General features: G+C 71.9%; 14 protein-coding genes. 12 read left to right on the forward strand and 2 right to left on the reverse strand.

The window, feature by feature from the left end; all coding sequences use genetic code 11:
* Positions 1-97: 97 nt before the first annotated feature.
* The 9 genes from AC4D2F_RS08005 to purM all read left to right on the forward strand — a co-directional run bounded on the left by AC4D2F_RS08005 (position 98) and on the right by purM (position 9401).
* Positions 98-1771 carry a molybdopterin-dependent oxidoreductase gene (locus AC4D2F_RS08005; RefSeq protein WP_490910098.1) on the forward strand — a complete coding sequence of 558 codons (1674 nt, stop codon included), beginning with the start codon at positions 98-100 and terminating at the stop codon, positions 1769-1771.
* Positions 1772-1885: 114 nt separating this feature from the next.
* Positions 1886-2890, forward strand: a complete 1005-nt coding sequence (locus AC4D2F_RS08010; protein WP_104168017.1) for an asparaginase — start codon at positions 1886-1888, stop codon at positions 2888-2890.
* Between the two features lie 12 nt (positions 2891-2902).
* Entirely contained in the window at positions 2903-3268 is a 366-nt protein-coding gene (locus AC4D2F_RS08015) for a sterol carrier family protein (protein ID WP_104168016.1), read from the forward strand.
* The gene (locus tag AC4D2F_RS08020; protein ID WP_490910099.1) at positions 3265-4824 is read left to right on the forward strand and encodes a DUF2079 domain-containing protein; all 1560 of its coding nucleotides are present in this window, start codon (positions 3265-3267) and stop codon (positions 4822-4824) included. Before AC4D2F_RS08015 ends, AC4D2F_RS08020 begins: the two co-directional genes overlap by 4 nt.
* A 19-nt stretch (positions 4825-4843) precedes the next feature.
* On the forward strand, positions 4844-5275 hold the full coding sequence (locus AC4D2F_RS08025) for a hypothetical protein (protein WP_258069892.1): 432 nt from the start codon (positions 4844-4846) through the stop codon (positions 5273-5275).
* 99 nt (positions 5276-5374) lie between these two features.
* Positions 5375-5548 (forward strand): DUF1059 domain-containing protein, encoded by a 174-nt coding sequence (locus tag AC4D2F_RS08030; RefSeq protein ID WP_490910100.1) that lies wholly within the window; start codon positions 5375-5377, stop codon positions 5546-5548.
* Positions 5549-5559: 11 nt separating this feature from the next.
* Positions 5560-6681: an EAL domain-containing protein gene (locus AC4D2F_RS08035; RefSeq protein WP_490910101.1), complete on the forward strand. Its 1122-nt coding sequence runs from the start codon at positions 5560-5562 to the stop codon at positions 6679-6681.
* 48 nt (positions 6682-6729) lie between these two features.
* Positions 6730-8289, forward strand: a complete 1560-nt coding sequence (gene purF / locus AC4D2F_RS08040; RefSeq protein WP_490910102.1) for an amidophosphoribosyltransferase — start codon at positions 6730-6732, stop codon at positions 8287-8289.
* Complete coding sequence (gene purM / locus AC4D2F_RS08045; protein WP_490910103.1) at positions 8286-9401, forward strand: phosphoribosylformylglycinamidine cyclo-ligase; 1116 nt, start codon at positions 8286-8288, stop codon at positions 9399-9401. Before purF ends, purM begins: the two co-directional genes overlap by 4 nt.
* A gap of 89 nt (positions 9402-9490) precedes the next feature.
* Here purM and AC4D2F_RS08050 read toward each other — a convergent pair whose 3' ends face one another.
* Both AC4D2F_RS08050 and AC4D2F_RS08055 read right to left on the reverse strand, forming a co-directional pair.
* Entirely contained in the window at positions 9491-12526 is a 3036-nt protein-coding gene (locus tag AC4D2F_RS08050) for an endo-1,4-beta-xylanase (protein ID WP_490910104.1), read from the reverse strand.
* A 26-nt stretch (positions 12527-12552) separates the two neighbouring features.
* Positions 12553-13692: an endo-1,4-beta-xylanase gene (locus tag AC4D2F_RS08055; RefSeq protein ID WP_104168009.1), complete on the reverse strand. Its 1140-nt coding sequence runs from the start codon at positions 13690-13692 to the stop codon at positions 12553-12555.
* A gap of 181 nt (positions 13693-13873) precedes the next feature.
* Here AC4D2F_RS08055 and AC4D2F_RS08060 point away from each other — a divergent pair, with 181 nt between their 5' ends.
* The 3 genes from AC4D2F_RS08060 to AC4D2F_RS08070 all read left to right on the forward strand — a co-directional run bounded on the left by AC4D2F_RS08060 (position 13874) and on the right by AC4D2F_RS08070 (position 17686).
* The gene (locus AC4D2F_RS08060) at positions 13874-14899 is read left to right on the forward strand and encodes a LacI family DNA-binding transcriptional regulator (protein ID WP_490910105.1); all 1026 of its coding nucleotides are present in this window, start codon (positions 13874-13876) and stop codon (positions 14897-14899) included.
* A 99-nt stretch (positions 14900-14998) separates the two neighbouring features.
* Entirely contained in the window at positions 14999-16189 is a 1191-nt protein-coding gene (gene xylA / locus AC4D2F_RS08065; protein ID WP_043441759.1) for a xylose isomerase, read from the forward strand.
* Between the two features lie 3 nt (positions 16190-16192).
* Positions 16193-17686: an FGGY family carbohydrate kinase gene (locus AC4D2F_RS08070; RefSeq protein WP_490910106.1), complete on the forward strand. Its 1494-nt coding sequence runs from the start codon at positions 16193-16195 to the stop codon at positions 17684-17686.
* The last annotated feature ends 65 nt before the right edge of the window (positions 17687-17751 follow it).

A 17751-nucleotide genomic window follows, 5' to 3' on the forward strand; every position in this document is an offset into this window, starting at 1 on the left:
CAGCGTACTGGAGGGGTTACCTGCCGGACACAGGGACGGCGCCTGTTACGGCGCCTGCGCCACCCATACGGTCTCCGGACCTCTCCGAATACTTCCCATGAGCAACCACTCGACGTCCCGCCGCGGCCTCCCCCTGCTGGCCGCGCTCGCCGGCATCATCGCCGCCGGCGTGGTGCTCGGCGTCGCCGAACTCGCCGGGGCCTTCTTCCGGGCGAGTGCCACCCCCGTCATCGCCATGGGATCCACCTTCATCGACTTCACCCCGCCGTGGATGAAGGACTTCGCCATCGCGACGTTCGGGACCGACGACAAGCTCGCCCTGCTCGTCGGCATGGGCATCACGATCGCACTGCTGGCGGCCGCCCTCGGCATCGTGGCGTTCCGGCGGTGGGCGCTCGGCGTCGTCGGGGTGCTGTTCATGGGGGCCGTCATCCTGGCCTGCGTCCTCACCCGGGCCGGTGCCGCCCTGCCCGATGCCCTCCCGACGGCCGTCGGCACCGCCGCGGGCCTGCTGGCGCTGCGGCTGCTGATCGCCCGCCTGCGGCACGCGGCCGTCGTTCCCTCGCCCGACGGTCCCGCGTCGGGGGACGCCGCCGGCCGGACGGCCGTCGCGGAGGCCGATGGGACCGACCGGGACGACGGCGCACGCACCGGGGCCGTCGCGGTCGCACCACCGATCGCCGGTGCACCGGGCGCGGGCACGACCTCGCGCCGCGGGTTCTTCGCCGCCGCAGGCGTGACCGCCGTCGTCGCTGCCGTGGCCGCCGGCGGGGGCCGGCTGCTCGCGGGGGCGCGCAACGACGTCGCCGCGCTCCGGGACAGCCTGCAGTTCCCGGCTCCGGCCAGTCCCGCGCCGGCGCTGCCCGCGGGCGTGCAGTCGCCCGTGGCGGGCGTGACACCCTTCGTCACCCCGACCGGCGACTTCTACCGGATCGACACGGCGCTCAGCGTCCCGCAGCTCACCACCGACGACTGGGTGCTCCGCGTGCACGGCCTGGTGGAGGAGGAGTTCGAGCTCACGTTCCAGGACCTCCTGGACGCCGATCTCGTCGAACGCCACATCACCCTCACCTGCGTATCCAACCCCGTGGGCGGCTACCTCGCCGGGACCGCGAAGTGGCTCGGCTACCCGCTGCGCGACGTCCTCGCCCGGGCCCGGCCGCTCGACGGTGCGGACATGGTCCTGTCCACGAGTTCGGACGGCTTCAGCGCCTCCACTCCCCTGCCCGTGCTGCAGGACGACCGCGACGCCATCCTCGCCGTCGCCATGAACGGCGAGCCGCTGCCCGTGGAGCACGGCTTCCCGGTCCGCATGGTGGTCCCCGGCCTGTACGGGTACGTCTCGGCGACCAAGTGGGTCGTGGACCTGGAGGTCACGCGCTTCGCCGACCGGACGGCGTACTGGACGGACCGCGGCTGGTCCGAGCGGGGGCCCATCAAGACGATGGCGCGCGTGGAGGTCCCGAGGTCCTTCGCGCAGGTGGACGGCGGCGCCGTGATGCTCGGCGGCGTCGCCTGGTCCCAGCAGCGCGGCATCACCGCGGTCGAGGTCTCGATCGACGGCGGCGACTGGGAGGCCGTCACGCTCGCCGCCGAGGCCTCCGTGGACACCTGGCGCCAGTGGTCGCACGAGGTCTCCCTCGAGTCCGGGCTGCACACGGTCAGGGCGCGGGCCACGGACGCCGTCGACGGCCTCCAGACCGACGAGCGCGCGGACACCGTCCCCGACGGCGCGTCCGGCTGGCAGTCGGTGCAGTTCACCGTGACGTAGCCGCCGGCAGCTCCCCGACCTGCGCCCACCGGATGACCGTCCTCTCCGGTGGGCGCAGCCATGTCGACGGAGGATCCCCGCGGGTCGCCGCAGCGGATAGGGAATACTGGGACCATGCCCTCCACTTTCACTACGGCTGACGCCGTGGACTTCGCCGTCCTCGAACGCAACGGTTTCATCGAGTCCCGCCACGTGGGGGCCGCCGTCGTTCTCGCCGCCGACGGCTCCGTGGTCACCGGGCTCGGGGACATCACGAGCCCGATCTTCCCGCGGTCCACGCTCAAACCGTTCCAGGCGCTGGCCAGCATGAAGGCGGGGGTCCCGCTGCGCGGACCGCAGGTGGCCCTCGCGGCCGCCAGCCACGTGGCCAGCAGGGAGCACATGGACGTGGTGAGGACCATGCTCGACGCCGCCGGCGTCACCGAGGACCACCTGCAGTGCCCTGCGGACTGGCCGCAGGACGAGGAGGCCCGCAACGAACTCGTCCGCGGCGGCCTGGGCAAGCAGCGCATCGCCTTCAACTGCTCCGGCAAGCACGCGGCCTTCCTGTGGGCCTGCACGGAGAACGGCTGGGACACCGCCACGTACCTCGACCCCACCCACCCGCTGCAGCGCTCCGTGGCCTCCGTCATCGAGGAGTACACGGAGGAGTCCGTCTCCGCCTGGGGCGTGGACGGGTGCGGCGCGCCCGTCGCCGCCGTCTCGCTCACGGGCCTCGCCCGCGGGATCGGGAAGATCGCGAAGGCACCGTCGGACAAGCACGCGGACGCGCGGGCGGCGACGATCGCCACCGCGATGCTGGACTACCCCTGGGCCGTGCACGGCGCCGGCATGGAGAACTCCGTGGTCATGGAGGATCTCGGCGTGCTCGCCAAGAGCGGCGCCGAGGGCGTCCTCGTCCTCGCCGCCCCGACCGGCGCGACCCTGGCCCTGAAGGTCCTCGACGGCAACGCCCGCGCGGCGACCCTGGTGGGCCTCACGCTCCTCGCGGCATCCGGTGCGATCGACGCCGAGAAGGTCGGGGCCACCCTCGAGAAGGTCGTCTCCCCGGTCCTCGGCGGGGGCCGCTCCGTGGGCAGCCTGCGCCTCGCCGCCCCCGTCCTGGCCCTGCTCGACTAGGCGCGGCAGCGCATGGCACGACGACGCATCACCGGTGAGGACGGCCACCGCGCCCTGGCACAGGTGGCCGACGGCTCGGCCGGCCGCTCCGAACTCGCCATGGCGGTACGGTTCACCCTCGAGGAACTCGCGGAGCTCGCCCCCGGCAACAGCGTCGAGGTGCGGGTCCCTCCGTTCGGCGTCACCCAGTGCGTCGAGGGGCCCCGCCATACCCGGGGTACGCCTCCGAACGTGGTGGAGACCGATGCCACCACCTGGTTGGCGCTCGTCACCGGGGCCGTCGCGTGGCCGGACGCCGTGGCGGCGGGCAAGGTGGCGGCCTCCGGCGGGCGCGCCGACCTGAGCGCCTGGCTGCCCGTCGTCGGGCGCCGCCCGTGACCGGTGACGCCCCGAGCGCCGACCTGACGCCGCAGGTGGGCCCGGCGCAGGCGGGCCCGGTGCCCGGTGCCGGATCGGCGCCGCGCCGGACGACGGCGTCCCGCAGCAGACACGCCGTCGACCCGGACCGGGAACCGGAGCGGCGGGATCGCCCCGCCACCCTCCGCGGGCGCTCGGCCGCGGCGATCCGCCGGCAGCCGCCCGGCGCCTGGCTGACGGGTGTCGCTGCCGCCCTCCTCTACACCGTCTTCTCCGTCACCCAGTGGAACCGGCTGGAGTCGCCGTCCTGGGATCTCGGGATCTTCACGCAGCTCGCCAAGGCCTATGCGGGCGTCGGTGCCCCGATCGTCCCCATCAAGGGCGAGGACTTCAACCTTCTGGGTGACCACTTCCACCCGCTGCTCGTGCTGCTGGGACCCGCGTACGCGGTCGCGCCGTCGGGCCTGACCCTCCTGATCGTGCAGAACCTGCTCCTCGGGCTGTCCGTGGCGGTCGTCGCGCGCACGGCCATCCGGCTCCTCGGGTCCGCCGCCGGGATCGCCGTCGGGATCGCCTATGCGCTGTCCTGGGGGCTGCAGTCCGCCGTCGCCGCGCAGTTCCACGAGATCGCGTTCGCCGTGCCGCTCCTGGCCCTCAGCCTCGAAGCCGTGCTGGCGCGGCGCGTGCTGCCCGCCGTCCTCTGGGGCGGCCTCCTCGTCTTCGTGAAGGAGGACCTCGGGCTCACCGTGATGGCCCTCGGGCTGGTCGTCGCGTGGCGGCTGCGGGCGGTCGCCGGCCTGTGGCTCGCGGTCTGGGGGGCACTGTGGCTGGTCCTCTCCGTGCGCGTGATCCTGCCGGCGCTCAACGCCGCCGGCCAGTACGACTACTCGGACCGGATCGACGCCGGTGCGATGATCGCGGACCCGGCCGGCGCCGTCGTCGGCCTCCTCACCGGCACCGCGAAACACGAGACGCTCCTGCTGCTCCTGCTCGCCGGCGGCGTCCTGTTCCTCCGCTCGTCGCTGAGCCTGGTCCTCCTGCCCACCCTGCTGTGGCGGTTCGCCTCCGGCCAGGAGGGGTACTGGGGACCGGAGTGGCACTACAGCGCGGTCCTCATGCCCGTGCTCTTCCTCGGCCTGGTGGACGGCGTGCACTCCCTCCGGAGCAACCGCCGCCGCTGGGTGCGGTCCGCCGCGCTGCTGGGGGTGCCCGCCGCCGTCGCCGCCTGCCTGGTCCTGCTGCCGGGCCAGAAGCTCGCCGTCCTCGCGGAGGCGGACACGTACCGTCAGTCCGCGCGCTGGGACGCCGCCCACCGCATGATGGGCCTCATCCCCGAGGGTTCCACGGTGGAGAGCGGCGTGGTGCTCATGGCGTACCTCGTGCCGGAGACGCGCGTGTACTGGCTCGGCAACACGAACCCCGCGCCCGACTACCTGATCGTCGACGCCGACGACTGGAGCTGGGGTGCCACCCGCCCGGCCGACGCCGAGGCCCACGCCGAGCAGCGGTTCCCGGGAACGGACTACACCCGGGTGTTCGACGAGGCGGGCTACCAGCTCGTGCGGCTGGAACGCTGACGCCCGGTAGCCTTAAAGCATGACCTCCGAGCAGCCGCACACCTCCCCCGACCAGCCGGACCAGCGGGGCGACGATCAGGCACCCGCGGACGCTCGGCCCGTCCCGGCGGACCGACCGGCCGATCTCCCGGACACACCGGTCCGCGACGTCCCGCCCGCGGACGCGCCGCCGCTCACACCGGCCGTCCGCGAGGTGACCGTCCGCCGGGCGCCGAAGTTCGTGCCCTTCATGGCGGTCGGCGCGATCCTCGGTTTCCTCGCCGCCCTGGTGCTCGCCTACACCGGCCCGGAGGATCCGACCCTCACGCGCGAGTCCGTCCTCGGGTTCTTCACCGTGGCCTTCGCCCTGCCCGGGCTGCTCCTCGCCGCGCTGCTGGTGCTCGTCATCGACCGCCGCAGTATCAGGCGCGCCGAGCGGGCGCGGGCGGAGCGCACGGACGATGACGCCTGAGACCCTCCACCGGCGGATGCCGCTGCTTACACCCCGGGCCGGGGTGACGACAGTAAGGCGTGATGGGGGAACCATCGAGCGGGAGAAGAGGACTGTGCCATGAAGCTATTCGCATGTGGAGATGTCGTACCGGGCTGCGACGCCCGCTGGATCTGCAGCACGGAGGATGAGATCCTCGCCGCGGTGGGGGCCCACGCCGCCTCGGCCCACGGCCTGACGGAGATCACGCCCGAGCTCGTCGGTGCGGTCCGCGGCAGCATGGCCACCGCCTGAGCCCGCTCCCGGTGGAGCCCCTCGACCGGACGGTGGCCGCGCGGGAGTCCGCCGAGCTGGCCGCCGCGTGCCTCGGCGAGGGGATCACCTCCGCCTACCAGCCCATCATCGACACCGCCCGCGGCACGGTGGTGGGCTACGAGGCCCTCGTCCGCTTCCCGGGGTACGGCGAGAAGGATCCCGAGGCGTGGTTCGCCCGGGCGCGGCGCGCGGGGCGGGCGGCGGACCTCGAAGCGGCGGCGCTCCGCAGCGCTTTCGTGCACCGGGGAACGCTCCCGCCGAACTGCTTCCTCACCGTGAACGTCTCGCCCGCCCTGCTCACCTCACCCGAGGTGCGGCAGGTCTGGGCCGACCAGGGGCCCCTGGGCGGCGTCGTCGTGGAGCTGACGGAGCAGACACCCATCGATTCCTACCTCCACCTGGAACCGCACCTGAACGCCCTGCGTGCGGCCGGTGCCATGATCGCCGTCGACGACGCCGGGTCCGGCTACGCGGGCCTGCAGCACCTGCTCGCGCTGCGGCCGGCCATCATCAAGATGGACCGCGAACTGGTGCGCGGCATCGACACGGACGAGGCCAAGCGTGCCCTGATGGAGATGATCGGGCTCTTCGCCGGCAGGGTCGACGCCTGGATCCTCGCGGAGGGCATCGAGCGGATCGAGGAACTCGACACCCTGACCGCCCTCGGGGTCCCGCTCGTGCAGGGGTACCTGCTGGGCCGGCCCGCGCCGCCCTGGCAGGGCCTCGACCTCGACCTCGCGCTCCGTCTGTCCACCCGGGCGCGCGATGCCACCGCGTCGACGGTCCGCGGCGTCGTCGAACCGGCGCCGACCGCACCCTCCCCCGGCGCGGCGGCGGCCCTGTTCACGAACGACCCGGACCTCACCGACGTCGTGCTCCTCGTCGGGCGGAGACCGCGGGCGGTGCTCACCGAGGAGGCGGCCCGCCTGGGAGTCGTCACCACCGGCCTGGTCGTCAACGTGGACACCCCGATCGACGAGGCCCTCGCCCGCTCCGTGACCCGGGAGGCCGGCTCCCGCTTCGCTCCGCTGCTGGTGACCGACAACGCGGGGCGATTCGTCGGGATCGCCCGGATGGAACGGCTGATCGGGAAGCTGGCCGGCACGAAATAACCGGGGCCGGAAGAAGGGCGGCAGACCGTACCGTGAGAGAATGGCGGCATGCTGCGCGGCGACGGACACCTCTCCCATGATCTTCTTCCCGGCGAAAAAGGACCCCAGGACGCCTGCGGCGTCTTCGGAGTCTGGGCGCCCGGCGAGGAGGTCGCCAAGCTCGCCTACTACGGCCTGTACGCGCTGCAGCACCGCGGCCAGGAGTCGGCGGGCATCGCCACGAGCGACGGCCACCGGATCAACGTGTACAAGGACATGGGCCTGGTGTCCCAGGTCTTCGACGAGTCCACGCTCAACACCCTGACCGGGCACATCGCCGTCGGCCACTGCCGCTACTCCACCACCGGGTCCTCGCACTGGGCCAACGCGCAGCCCACCCTCGGCGCCACCGCGGCGGGCACCGTGGCCCTCGCCCACAACGGCAACCTCACCAACTCGGCCGAGCTCCACCAGATGGTCCTCGCCCGCCACGGCAAGCCGCGCGCCGGCGAGATGGCGCAGGGCAACACCACGGACACCGCCCTCGTCACCGCGCTCCTGGCCGGGGACGACGACCGCTCCCTCGAGCAGACGGCCCTGGCGCTGCTGCCGAGCATCCGCGGCGCGTTCTGCTTCGTGTTCATGGACGAAGGGACGCTCTACGCGGCCCGGGACACCTACGGCGTGCGCCCCCTCGTCCTCGGCCGGCTCGAGCGCGGCTGGGTGGTCGCCTCCGAGCAGGCGGCCCTCGCCACCGTCGGCGCCAGCTTCATCCGGGAGATCGAGCCCGGCGAGTTCATCGCGATCGACGAGGACGGCGTGCGGAGCAGCCGCTTCGGCTCCCCCACCCCCGCCGGCTGCGTCTTCGAGTACGTGTACCTGGCCCGACCCGACGCCGCGATCGCCGGGCGCTCCGTGTACGAGGCCCGCGTGGAGATGGGCCGCCAGCTGGCCCGCGAGAACACGGCCGAAGCGGACATCGTGATCCCCGTCCCGGAGTCCGGGACGCCCGCCGCCGTCGGCTTCGCCGAGGAGTCCGGCGTCCCCTTCGCCCACGGCTTCGTGAAGAACGCCTACGTGGGCCGTACCTTCATCCAGCCCAGCCAGACGCTGCGCCAGCTCGGCATCCGGCTCAAGCTCAACGCCCTCGAATCCGTCATCCGCGGCAAGCGCATCATCGTGGTGGACGATTCCATCGTCCGCGGCAACACGCAGCGCGCCGTCGTCCGGATGCTGCGCGAGGCAGGCGCCGCCGAGGTCCACGTCAAGATCTCCTCGCCGCCGGTGCGCTGGCCCTGCTTCTACGGCATCGACTTCGCGTCCCGCGCGGAGCTCATCGCGAACGGCGCGGCGATCGACGAGATCAGCAAGTCCGTCGGCGCCGACAGCCTCGCCTACATCTCCGAGGACGGCATGATCGATGCCACCCAGCAGCCCCGCGAGCGCCTCTGCACGGCCTGCTTCACCGGGACGTACCCCATCGAACTGCCCGGCGACGACCGCCTGGGCAAGAACCTGCTCGAGCGCCTCGACCCGGCCGACCGGTCCGGTGCGGTGGGCTGCGATCCCGGGCCGGACGCCGAATTCGAAGCCGTACTGACCGACGACGACAAGAAGGAGCGGGTATGAGCGCGCCCCACCCGATCACCTACGCCAGCGCAGGAGTGGACGTCGAAGCGGGTGACCGCGCCGTCGAGCTCATGAAGGACGCCGTCCGGGCCACGCACGGCGAGCAGGTGATCGGCGGGGTGGGCGGTTTCGCCGGGCTCTTCGACGTCTCCCGCCTCCTCACCTACACGCGCCCGCTGCTCGCGACGTCGACCGACGGCGTGGGCACCAAGGTCGCGATCGCGCAGGCCATGGACATCCACGACACCATCGGGTTCGACCTCGTGGGGATGGTCGTGGACGACATCGTGGTGGTCGGCGCGGAGCCGCTGTTCATGACGGACTACATCGCGTGCGGGAAAGTGGTCCCCGAGCGGATCGCGGACATCGTCCGCGGCATCGCGGCCGGCTGCTCGGTGGCCGGCACCGCCCTGGTGGGCGGGGAGACCGCGGAGCACCCGGGGCTGCTCGGCGAGCACGAGTACGACGTCGCGGGAGCCGCGACCGGCGTGGTCGAGGCGGACCGCGTCCTCGGCCCCGAGCGCGTCCGGGCGGGCGACGTCGTGATCGGCATGGCCTCCTCCGGCCTGCACTCCAACGGCTACTCCCTCGTCCGCCGCGTCATCAACCAGGCCGGGTGGTCGCTGGACCGGCAGGTCTCCGAACTCGGGCGGACGCTCGGCGAGGAACTGCTCGAGCCCACGCGGGTCTACGCCGCGGACTGCCTCGCCCTCGCCCGGAACGACGCCGCGCAGGTGCACGGGTTCAGCCACGTCACCGGCGGCGGGCTCGCGGCGAACCTCGCCCGCGTGCTGCCGCGCGGGCTGGAGGCCACCGTGGACCGCTCCACCTGGGGGCTTCCCCCGATCTTCACGATCGTCTCGCAGCTCGGGTCCGTCCCGCTGCCGGACCTCGAGCGCACCCTCAACCTCGGCGTCGGCATGGTGGCGATCGTGGGGGCCGCGGGCGCCGACGCCGCCCTGGCCCAGCTGAACGCGGCCGGCGTCCCGTCCTGGGTGATGGGCAGCGTGCAGGTGACCGGCAGCGGGAGCACAGACGGACCTGACTACGTCCAGGGCGCCAAGGGCGTGGACGGCGGCTCCGTGCGGCTCCTCGGCGCCTACGCCTCCTGACGGACACCGACGACAAAGCCCCTGCCCTCCGGAGAGGACAGGGGCTTCGTCGTGCCAGCCGAGGCGGCCGAGGCGGCCGAGGGACCGTATCAGGGCTTCCCGGGCTGCTTGCGGGTCACGACGACGTCGAACGAGCTGGTGCGGGTGTTGCCCGCCTCGTCCGTGGCGGTGCAGGTGACCGTCGTGACACCGATGACGAAGCGGGAGCCCGACGCCGGATCACAGTCCAGCGGGACCGCCCCGTCGAGGGTGTCGATGGCGGACGGCAGGGTGTACTTCACCTTCGCGCCGCTGGCACCGTTGGAGACCGCCTGGACGTCCGACTGGCCGGCGATCCGGGGCGGCAGCACGTCGGCCGGCCGCGCGGGCAGGCGGGACGGATCGACGATGCCCCAGTACGCCGGGGTGACCTGCAGGTCGTCGTCGAACGGCAGCGGCTGTTCCCACGGCCGGGCCATCGGCCACGTGCGCAGCCAGGTGCGGGCGTTGCTGATGCCCCAGAAGGTCACCGAGTCGACGGACTCGTTGTGCTCCCGCAGCATCGCGAACAGGTCGCGGTAGTAGTACCCGACCTCGGCCGCCGCGTCCGCGTCGTCCTCGAACGCCGGACTGTACGGATCCTGCGGGGCGCCGCTGACATCGGCGCCCTGGTTCTCCGTGGAGGCGTTCACGTCGAGTTCCGTGATGGCCTGCAGCAGCTCCGGGTTCAGGCGCTCCACGGCCACGATGGAGTCCTCGAGCCACTCCACCGGCCGGGCGACGTCCACGTGGGCCTGGTGCCCCACGCCGTCGATCGGCACGCTGCGCGCCTCCAGTGCCCGGATCAGGTCGAGGTAGTCGGCGCGCTTCTCCGGCATCTCGGTGTTGTAGTCGTTGATGAACAGGGCCGCGTCCGGGAAGTAGCGGTCCGCCAGGCGGAAGGCCTCGTCCACGAAGCCCTCGCCGAGCACCTGGAACCACCGGCTGTCCCGCATGTCGTGCGGATTGGCCGTGTCTCCGTCGGCGATGACCTCGTTGACGACGTCCCAGGCCCAGATGGGGCTGTTCCCGTCGGGGTAGCGCGCGTCGATGTGGTCCGCGATGCCCTTGATGTGGGCTTCCATGCGGGCCTTCAGCAGTGCCTGGTCGGCAGGGCTGTCCGTCAGGTCGCGGCTGCCGTCCTTGAAGAACCACGCCGGGGTCTGCGAGTGCCAGGCGAGCACGTGTCCGTAGACCTGCACGTTGTTGGCATCGGCGAAGTCCAGCAGCTGGTCCAGCTGGGCGAAGGAGAACTGACCCTCGACCGGCTGCACGCTCTCGGGCTTGCCCGCGTTCTCGGGGGTGATGGCGTTGAAATGCTTGCGGACGAGGTCCGCCGCCGTCCCCACGGTCTCCCGGGCGTCGACGGCGACACCGACGTGCTCGATCGCGTCCGCCCCGAGGACGTCCTTGAGCCCGGGCACATCGGTCTGGATGGGCTTCTCGCCGAAGGCGGCGAGGCTGAAGTCGTCGAGGAGGAAGTCGACGCCGACGGGCCCCTCGACGTAGATCTGCGCCTTGTCGGCTGCCGCCCCGAGGGTGTAGGTACCCTTCAGCTGCGTCCAGCCGTCGGCCGTGACGGTCGCCGCGGCGCCCGCCACACCCTCGTACGCACTTGCACCGCCGTTGTCGCGCTGCACGGACACCTTGAGGGAGGCGGGTGTCTGGCCCGGAGCGAGTTTCGCCCAGACCGACACCTCCACCGCTGATCCCACGGGAAGTCCCGCGGTGACGTCGAGGGCCGCGCCGTGCCAGGGCTGGGTGCGGTCGGTGACGAGCAGGCTGCCGGTCCCGGTCCGGGCATCACTGCCGGCGCTGACCTGCACGCCGTCGCCCCGTGCCGTCCAGCCGTCCGTCCCGGTCTCGAACCCGCTCGTGACCCCGGTCGCCTGCCCGGCGCCGCCGGTCGGCAGGGCGAAGGTCCAGCCCTCGGCCAGCTTCTCGCTCACAACGGTCGCCACGGCCTTGACCGTGGTGGACCGGTCGCCGCCGCCGTCGTGCGCGAGCACCACGGCACCGGGCGTGAAGGCCCGGCGGAGGTTCTCGGTGAGCGTGGTCTCGCTGAGGTCGTTGCCGTCCCAGTCGGAGATGACGTTCCCGAGGCCGAGCGGCTGCATGCCGAGCGCCGCGGCCACCTCGCCGGTGGCACCCCAGCTGCCGTTCGGCGCCCGGAAGTACGGCACCGGGAGGGCGGGGTCACCCGCGGCGGCGCGGATGATGCGGAGGTTCTCCTTCAGGTCCGTTTCGACCTGCGCCTGCGTCCACGAGCCCATGTCCGCGTAGGACGTGCCGTGGTTGCACAGCGTGTGCCCTTCGGCGACGATCCGCCGGAGCAGGTCCGCCCCGCCGTCCGCCTGCACGTTCTGGCCGATGACGCAGAAGGTCGCGGTGATGCCCTTGTCCCTCAGGAGGTCGAGGACCGAGGCGGTCTCTCCGGGGTTGGGGCCGTCGTCGAAGGTGAGGGCGACGACGTTCCCGGTGCCGCGGGCCGAGGCGAGAGGCGTGGTGGTGGGGTTGGCGGCCCCGCCGGGGATGAAGGCCGGATCCGGCGTGGGCTCCCAGGCTCCGCCGTCGCCGGGCCCGGCGGTGCCGGTGATCACGACGTCGTCCACGAGGTAGTCGTAGGGCGCACCGAGGTCTCCCGTCCCGAGGTAGGCGCGCAGTGTGGCGGGGTCGGCACCCGCAGGGGCGTTGAACGTGCCGCTCACCGTGGTCCACGCATCGGCCGACACCGTGGTGTTGCCCACCCAGCTGTATGCGGGTTCGACGACGAAGCGTGCCGACGTCGTCGTCCCGGGGGCGGCGGACAGCTTCACCTGCGCCGAGAAGGAGTAGGTGCCCCCGGCCTGCAGGAGGTTCGCCGGCGTCTTGATGCCGTCGTAGTCGTTGGCCCTGCCCGTGACCAGCAGCGCCTTGTCGCCGTCGGCGTCGACCACCGAGAGGGCGGCACCGCCGTTCTGGACCAGCGGCCCGAAGGCGCCGTCCTCGAAGTCCTCGGTGAGGAGCACTGCCGGCTCCTCGGCGTTCGCCGCGGGCAGCGCCAGGGCGCCGACTCCGGCCACCAGGCCGAAGGCCGTGGCGCCCGCGATCAGACAACGTCGTCTCATGGTTCTTCCTGTCCTGTCGTCGATCATCAGCGGTTGCCGCGACCGGGGGACGCCTGCTCGAGGGTGTCCTGCAGCGCGTAGTAGGCGGGCTTGCGGGTGAAGTCGTTCCACATGACCGTCGCCTCCCCTTCGCCGCTGAAGAACACGGGCACCCAGGAGTACTTGTCGGTGAAGCCCCAGATGGTGAAGGAGTTGCACTCGTCGACGCTCACGCACGCGTCGAGGGCGCGCTGGTAATAGCTCGCCTGCGTCGCGAGCTGGGCGTCCGTGGGCGAGGTCCCCGCCGCGACGTCCATGCGCACGTCGATCTCCGTGATCGCCGTCTCGAGGCCCAGGTCGTCGAAGCGCTGCAGGTTGGCCTGCAGGTCGCCCGGGAAGCCGTACCGCGTGCTCAGGTGGCCCTGGATGGCGAAGCCGTCCACGGGGACGCCCTGGGCCTGCAGGCGCGGGATCAGTTCGAGGTAGGCGTTGCTCTTCGCGTTGATGCCTTCGACGCCGTAGTCGTTGAAGAACAGCTTGGCCTTGGGATCCGCCTCGTGCGCCCAGCGGAACGCGTCGGCGATGATCTCGGGGCCGAGCTCCCGGATCCAGATGTTGTCCGTGGTGCGCAGCGTCCCGTCGCCGTTGAAGATCTCGTTGGCGACGTCCCACTGCTGGATCTTGCCCGCGTACCGGCCCACCACGGTCTGGATGTGGTCCTTGAGGATGGCGCGCAGCTCGTCCTTCGTGAAGTCGCCCTCCTCGAGCCAGGCCGGGTTCTGGCTGTGCCAGAACAGGGTGTGGCCGCGGACCACCTGCTTGTTCTCCTGGGCGAACCGCACGATCGCGTCCATCTCGGCGAACCGGTAGGTGCCCTGCTCCGGGTGGACGAACTCCCATTTCAGCTGGTTCTCGGGTGAGACCGAGTCGAACTCCGCCGCGAGGCGTTCGCGGTACTCCTGGTCGAAGGTGAACGGATCCGGGTAGGGCTGCGTCTCGTGGTGACCGCCGCCTGCGACGGCGGTGCCGATCTTCAGGTCCTGCGGGGCCACCCAGCGGAGGGTGTCCTTCTTCTCGATCCCCTGCGGCCGGGGCGGCTGGTGCTGCGCCGCGAGTGCCGGCGCCGCCGCGGGAACAATCATGGCGGACGCGAGGACTGCCGCGGCGATGGATGAACGAACCTGCATGAGCTCTCCTTTGAGGTACCTGAGGCACGGTGGCCGATCCGATGATCAGCAGATTTCCGGAAGTTTCCGGAAATACCGTTGCTGTAGGTTAGGAACACCGCACCCCGGAGGTCAAGGGTGCGTCGAGTTCCGAACCCGGGGATGCCCTGCTGCAGCGTCGGGGCTTCCCAAGGAGGACGACATGCAGGAGAATGCCCAGCCCGCAGTCACGATCTCCGCCATCGCCGCCGCGGCGGGCGTGTCGATCCCCACGGTGTCCCGCGTCCTGAACGGCCGGTCCGATGTCGCCCCCGCGACCCGCGAGCGCGTCGAGGTCCTGCTGCGGGAGTACGGCTACCGGCGGCGCGGAGCGGGCCGGCCGGCGTCGTCCGGGCTGGTGGACCTGGTGTTCAACGATCTCGACAGCCCGTGGGCGGTCGAGATCATCCGCGGCGTCGAGGAGTCGCTGAACGCCGAGGGCCTGTCCGTGGTGGTCTCGGCGATCCACCGCCGCGGCGGCAGCGACTCGACACGCAAGTGGCTCGACACCCTCGGTGCCCGCGCCAGCGACGGCGCCATCCTCGTGACGACGGACCTGGATTCCTTCCTGCATGCGGAACTGCAGCGCCTCAACCTGCCCCTCGTCGTCGTGGATCCGGCCGGCGTGCCCGACCTGGAGGTACCGACCATCGGAGCGACCAACTGGACGGGTGCCGTCACCGCGACCGAGCACCTCCTCCAGCACAACCATCGCCGGGTCGGGTTCGTCGCGGGCCGCCCGGGCCTGTGGTGCAGCAGGGCACGCCTGGACGGCTACCGGGCAGGGCTCGATGCCGCCGGCATCGCCTTCGACCCGGAGCTCGTCATCGGCGGGGACTTCGACTACGCCTCGGGTTTCGCCGCCGGCACGGAGCTCCTCACGCAGTCCGACCGGCCGACCGCCATCTTCGCGGCCAGCGATCAGATGGCCCTCGGGGTGTACGAGGCGGCGCGCCAGCAGGGACTGCGCATCCCGGACGACCTCAGCGTGATCGGCTTCGACGACCTCCCCGAGGCCGGCTGGGCCTCGCCGCCCCTGACGACCGTGCGCCAGCCCCTCTCGGAGATGGGGAGCCTCGCAGCCCGCACGCTCGTCCGCCTCATCTGCGGCGAGGCGGTGGAGAGCCCGCGCATCGAGCTCTCCACGCGGCTCGTCCAGCGGTCGAGCGTCCGCGCCCTGCACCCGTAGGGCACCCGGGGCAAGTGCGGCGTCGTGCTTGACTCTGGGCCCAAACCTAATATGTTTGTAACGGCAACATATTAATCACACACACTTCTGGAGCACTCAATGACGATCGAGCCCACCCGTGACGACAAATTCTCCTTCGGCCTCTGGACGGTGGGCTGGGAGGCCCAGGACCAGTTCGGTTCCGCGACCCGCGCGCCCCTCGACGTGGTCGAGGCCGTCAACCGCCTGAGCGACCTCGGCGCCTACGGCATCACCTTCCACGACAACGACCTCTTCCCCTTCGGCTGCTCGGCAGCGGACCGCCAGCGCGAGATCGACCGGCTCACCGGCGTGCTGAAGTCCACCGGCATGGTGGTCCCCATGGTCACCACCAACCTGTTCAGCCACCCGGTCTTCAAGGACGGCGGCTTCACCAGCAACGACCGCGGCGTCCGCCGCTTCGCCCTCCGCAAGGTCCTGGACAACATCGATCTCGCCGCCGAGCTCGGCGCCAAGACGTTCGTCATGTGGGGCGGCCGTGAAGGCAGCGAGTACGACGCCGCCAAGGACATCCGCGGAGCCCTCGAGCGCTACCGCGAGGCCGTGAACCTGCTCGGCGACTACGTGACCGACAAGGGCTACGACATCCGCTTCGCGATCGAGCCCAAGCCCAACGAACCGCGCGGCGACATCCTCCTGCCCACGCTCGGCCACGCGATGGCCTTCATCGAGACCCTCGAGCGCCCCGAACTGGTCGGCATCAACCCCGAGACCGGTCACGAGCAGATGGCGGGCCTGAACTTCACCCACGGCATCGCGCAGGCCCTCTACCAGGGCAAGCTCTTCCACATCGACCTCAACGGCCAGCGCAGCATCAAGTTCGACCAGGACCTCGTGTTCGGCCATGGCGACCTGCAGAACGCGTTCTCGCTCGTGGACCTGCTGGAGAACGGCGGCCCCACGGGCGGCCCGTCCTACGACGGACCGCGCCACTTCGACTACAAGCCCAGCCGCACCGAGGACATGGACGGCGTGTGGGACTCGGCGGCCGCGAACATGCAGACCTACCTGCTCCTGAAGGAGCGCGCGGCCGCGTTCCGTGCCGACCCCGAGGTCCAGGCGGCCCTCACGGCTTCCCGGGTGTCCGAGATCAACGAGCCCACGCTCAACGAGGGCGAGGGCTACGAGGCCCTCCGCGCGGACCGCGCCTCCTACGAGGACTTCGACGCCGACGCCTACTTCAACGGCAAGGGCTTCGGGTTCGTGAAGCTGCAGCAGCTCTTCATCGAGCACCTGCTCGGAGCCCGCTGACCCATGGCCCTCGTTGCCGGCGTCGACTCCTCGACGCAGAGCTGCAAGGTCGTCGTCGTGGACACCGCGACCGGCGCCGAGGTCCGCACCGGCCGTGCCCTCCATCCGGAGGGCACGGAGGTGGACCCGGAGGCCTGGTGGCGGGCACTGCGTGCCGCGCTGGAGTCCGCGGACGGCCTCGGGGACGACGTCGACGCGCTCGCCGTCGCGGGCCAGCAGCACGGGATGGTGCTGCTGGGCCGTGACGGCAGGGTGCTCCGCGATGCACTGCTGTGGAACGACACCCGGTCCGCGGACGCCGCCCGGGACCTGATCGGCGAACTCGGGCTCGGGGAGATCGTCGCCCGGACCGGCCTGGCGCCCGTGGCCTCCTTCACCGGCGCCAAGGTGCGGTGGGTGCGGGACGCCGAACCCGACGTCGTCCCGGCCATCGCGGCCGTGGCGCTCCCCCACGACTGGCTGACCTGGCGGCTCCGCGGATTCGGCCCGGAGGGCGAGTCGCCGCTCGGGCCCGTGCTGGAGGAACTCGTGACCGACCGCTCGGATGCGAGCGGGACCGGCTACTGGAGCCCCGCGGCGGACGCATACGACCTCGCGCTGTTCGAGCACATGCTCGGTCGTCCGGGTCGTGAGGCCCGCCCCGGCCGGGCGGAGGGTGACGGGGAGACCCATCCGGACGCGGTGGTCCTCCCCCGTGTACTCCGCGCGGATCAGGCTGCCGGCGCCGTCCACCCCTCCTTCACCGCATCGGGTGACCGACGCATCGTGGTCGGCGCGGGCGCGGGCGACAACGCGGGTGCCGCCCTCGGGCTCGGCGCGGAGGAGGGCGACGTCGTGGTGTCCCTCGGCACCAGCGGCACGGTCTTCGCCGTCGCCGCCGACGCCGTCGCGGACACGAGCGGGACCGTTGCCGGGTTCGCCGATGCCAGCGGGCTGTTCCTGCCGCTGGTGGCCACCCTCAACGCGGCGCGCGTCCTGTCCTCGGTCGCGGGGATCCTCGGAGTGGACCATGACGGGTTCGCGGAGCTGGCCAGGACCGCCGGGCCGGGCTCGGACGGCGTCGTCCTCGTGCCCTACTTCGAGGGAGAGCGCACGCCGAACCTCCCGACGGCGAAGGCCAGCTTCCACAACCTCAGCATCGGGTCCGCCACGAGGCAGAACCTGGCCCGGGCGGCGATCGAGGGCATGCTGTGCGGACTGGCCGATGCCCTGGACGCGGTGCGTGCCACCGGCGTGCAGCCGCGCCACCTGCTGCTGATCGGTGGTGCCGCCCAGAACACGGCCGTGCAGGAGGTGGCGGCGCAGGTGTTCGACCTGCCCGTGCGCATCCCGGCACCCGGCGAGTACGTGGCGCGGGGAGCCGCGGTCCAGGCTGCGTGGGCCCTGACGGGCACGCGGCCGTCCTGGACGCTCGGGACCGTGGAGGACCGCGCCGTCGATCATCGGCCGGTCATCCGCGAGCAGTACCGGACGGCGGTCGGGTCCCTCCGGTTCTGAGGTCCCCGGAAACGACGGGAGGCACCATCTGATCGGGTGGTGCCTCCCGTCGTCCGGGCGATACG

The organism is Arthrobacter sp. TJ-263 (genome assembly GCF_058269155.1).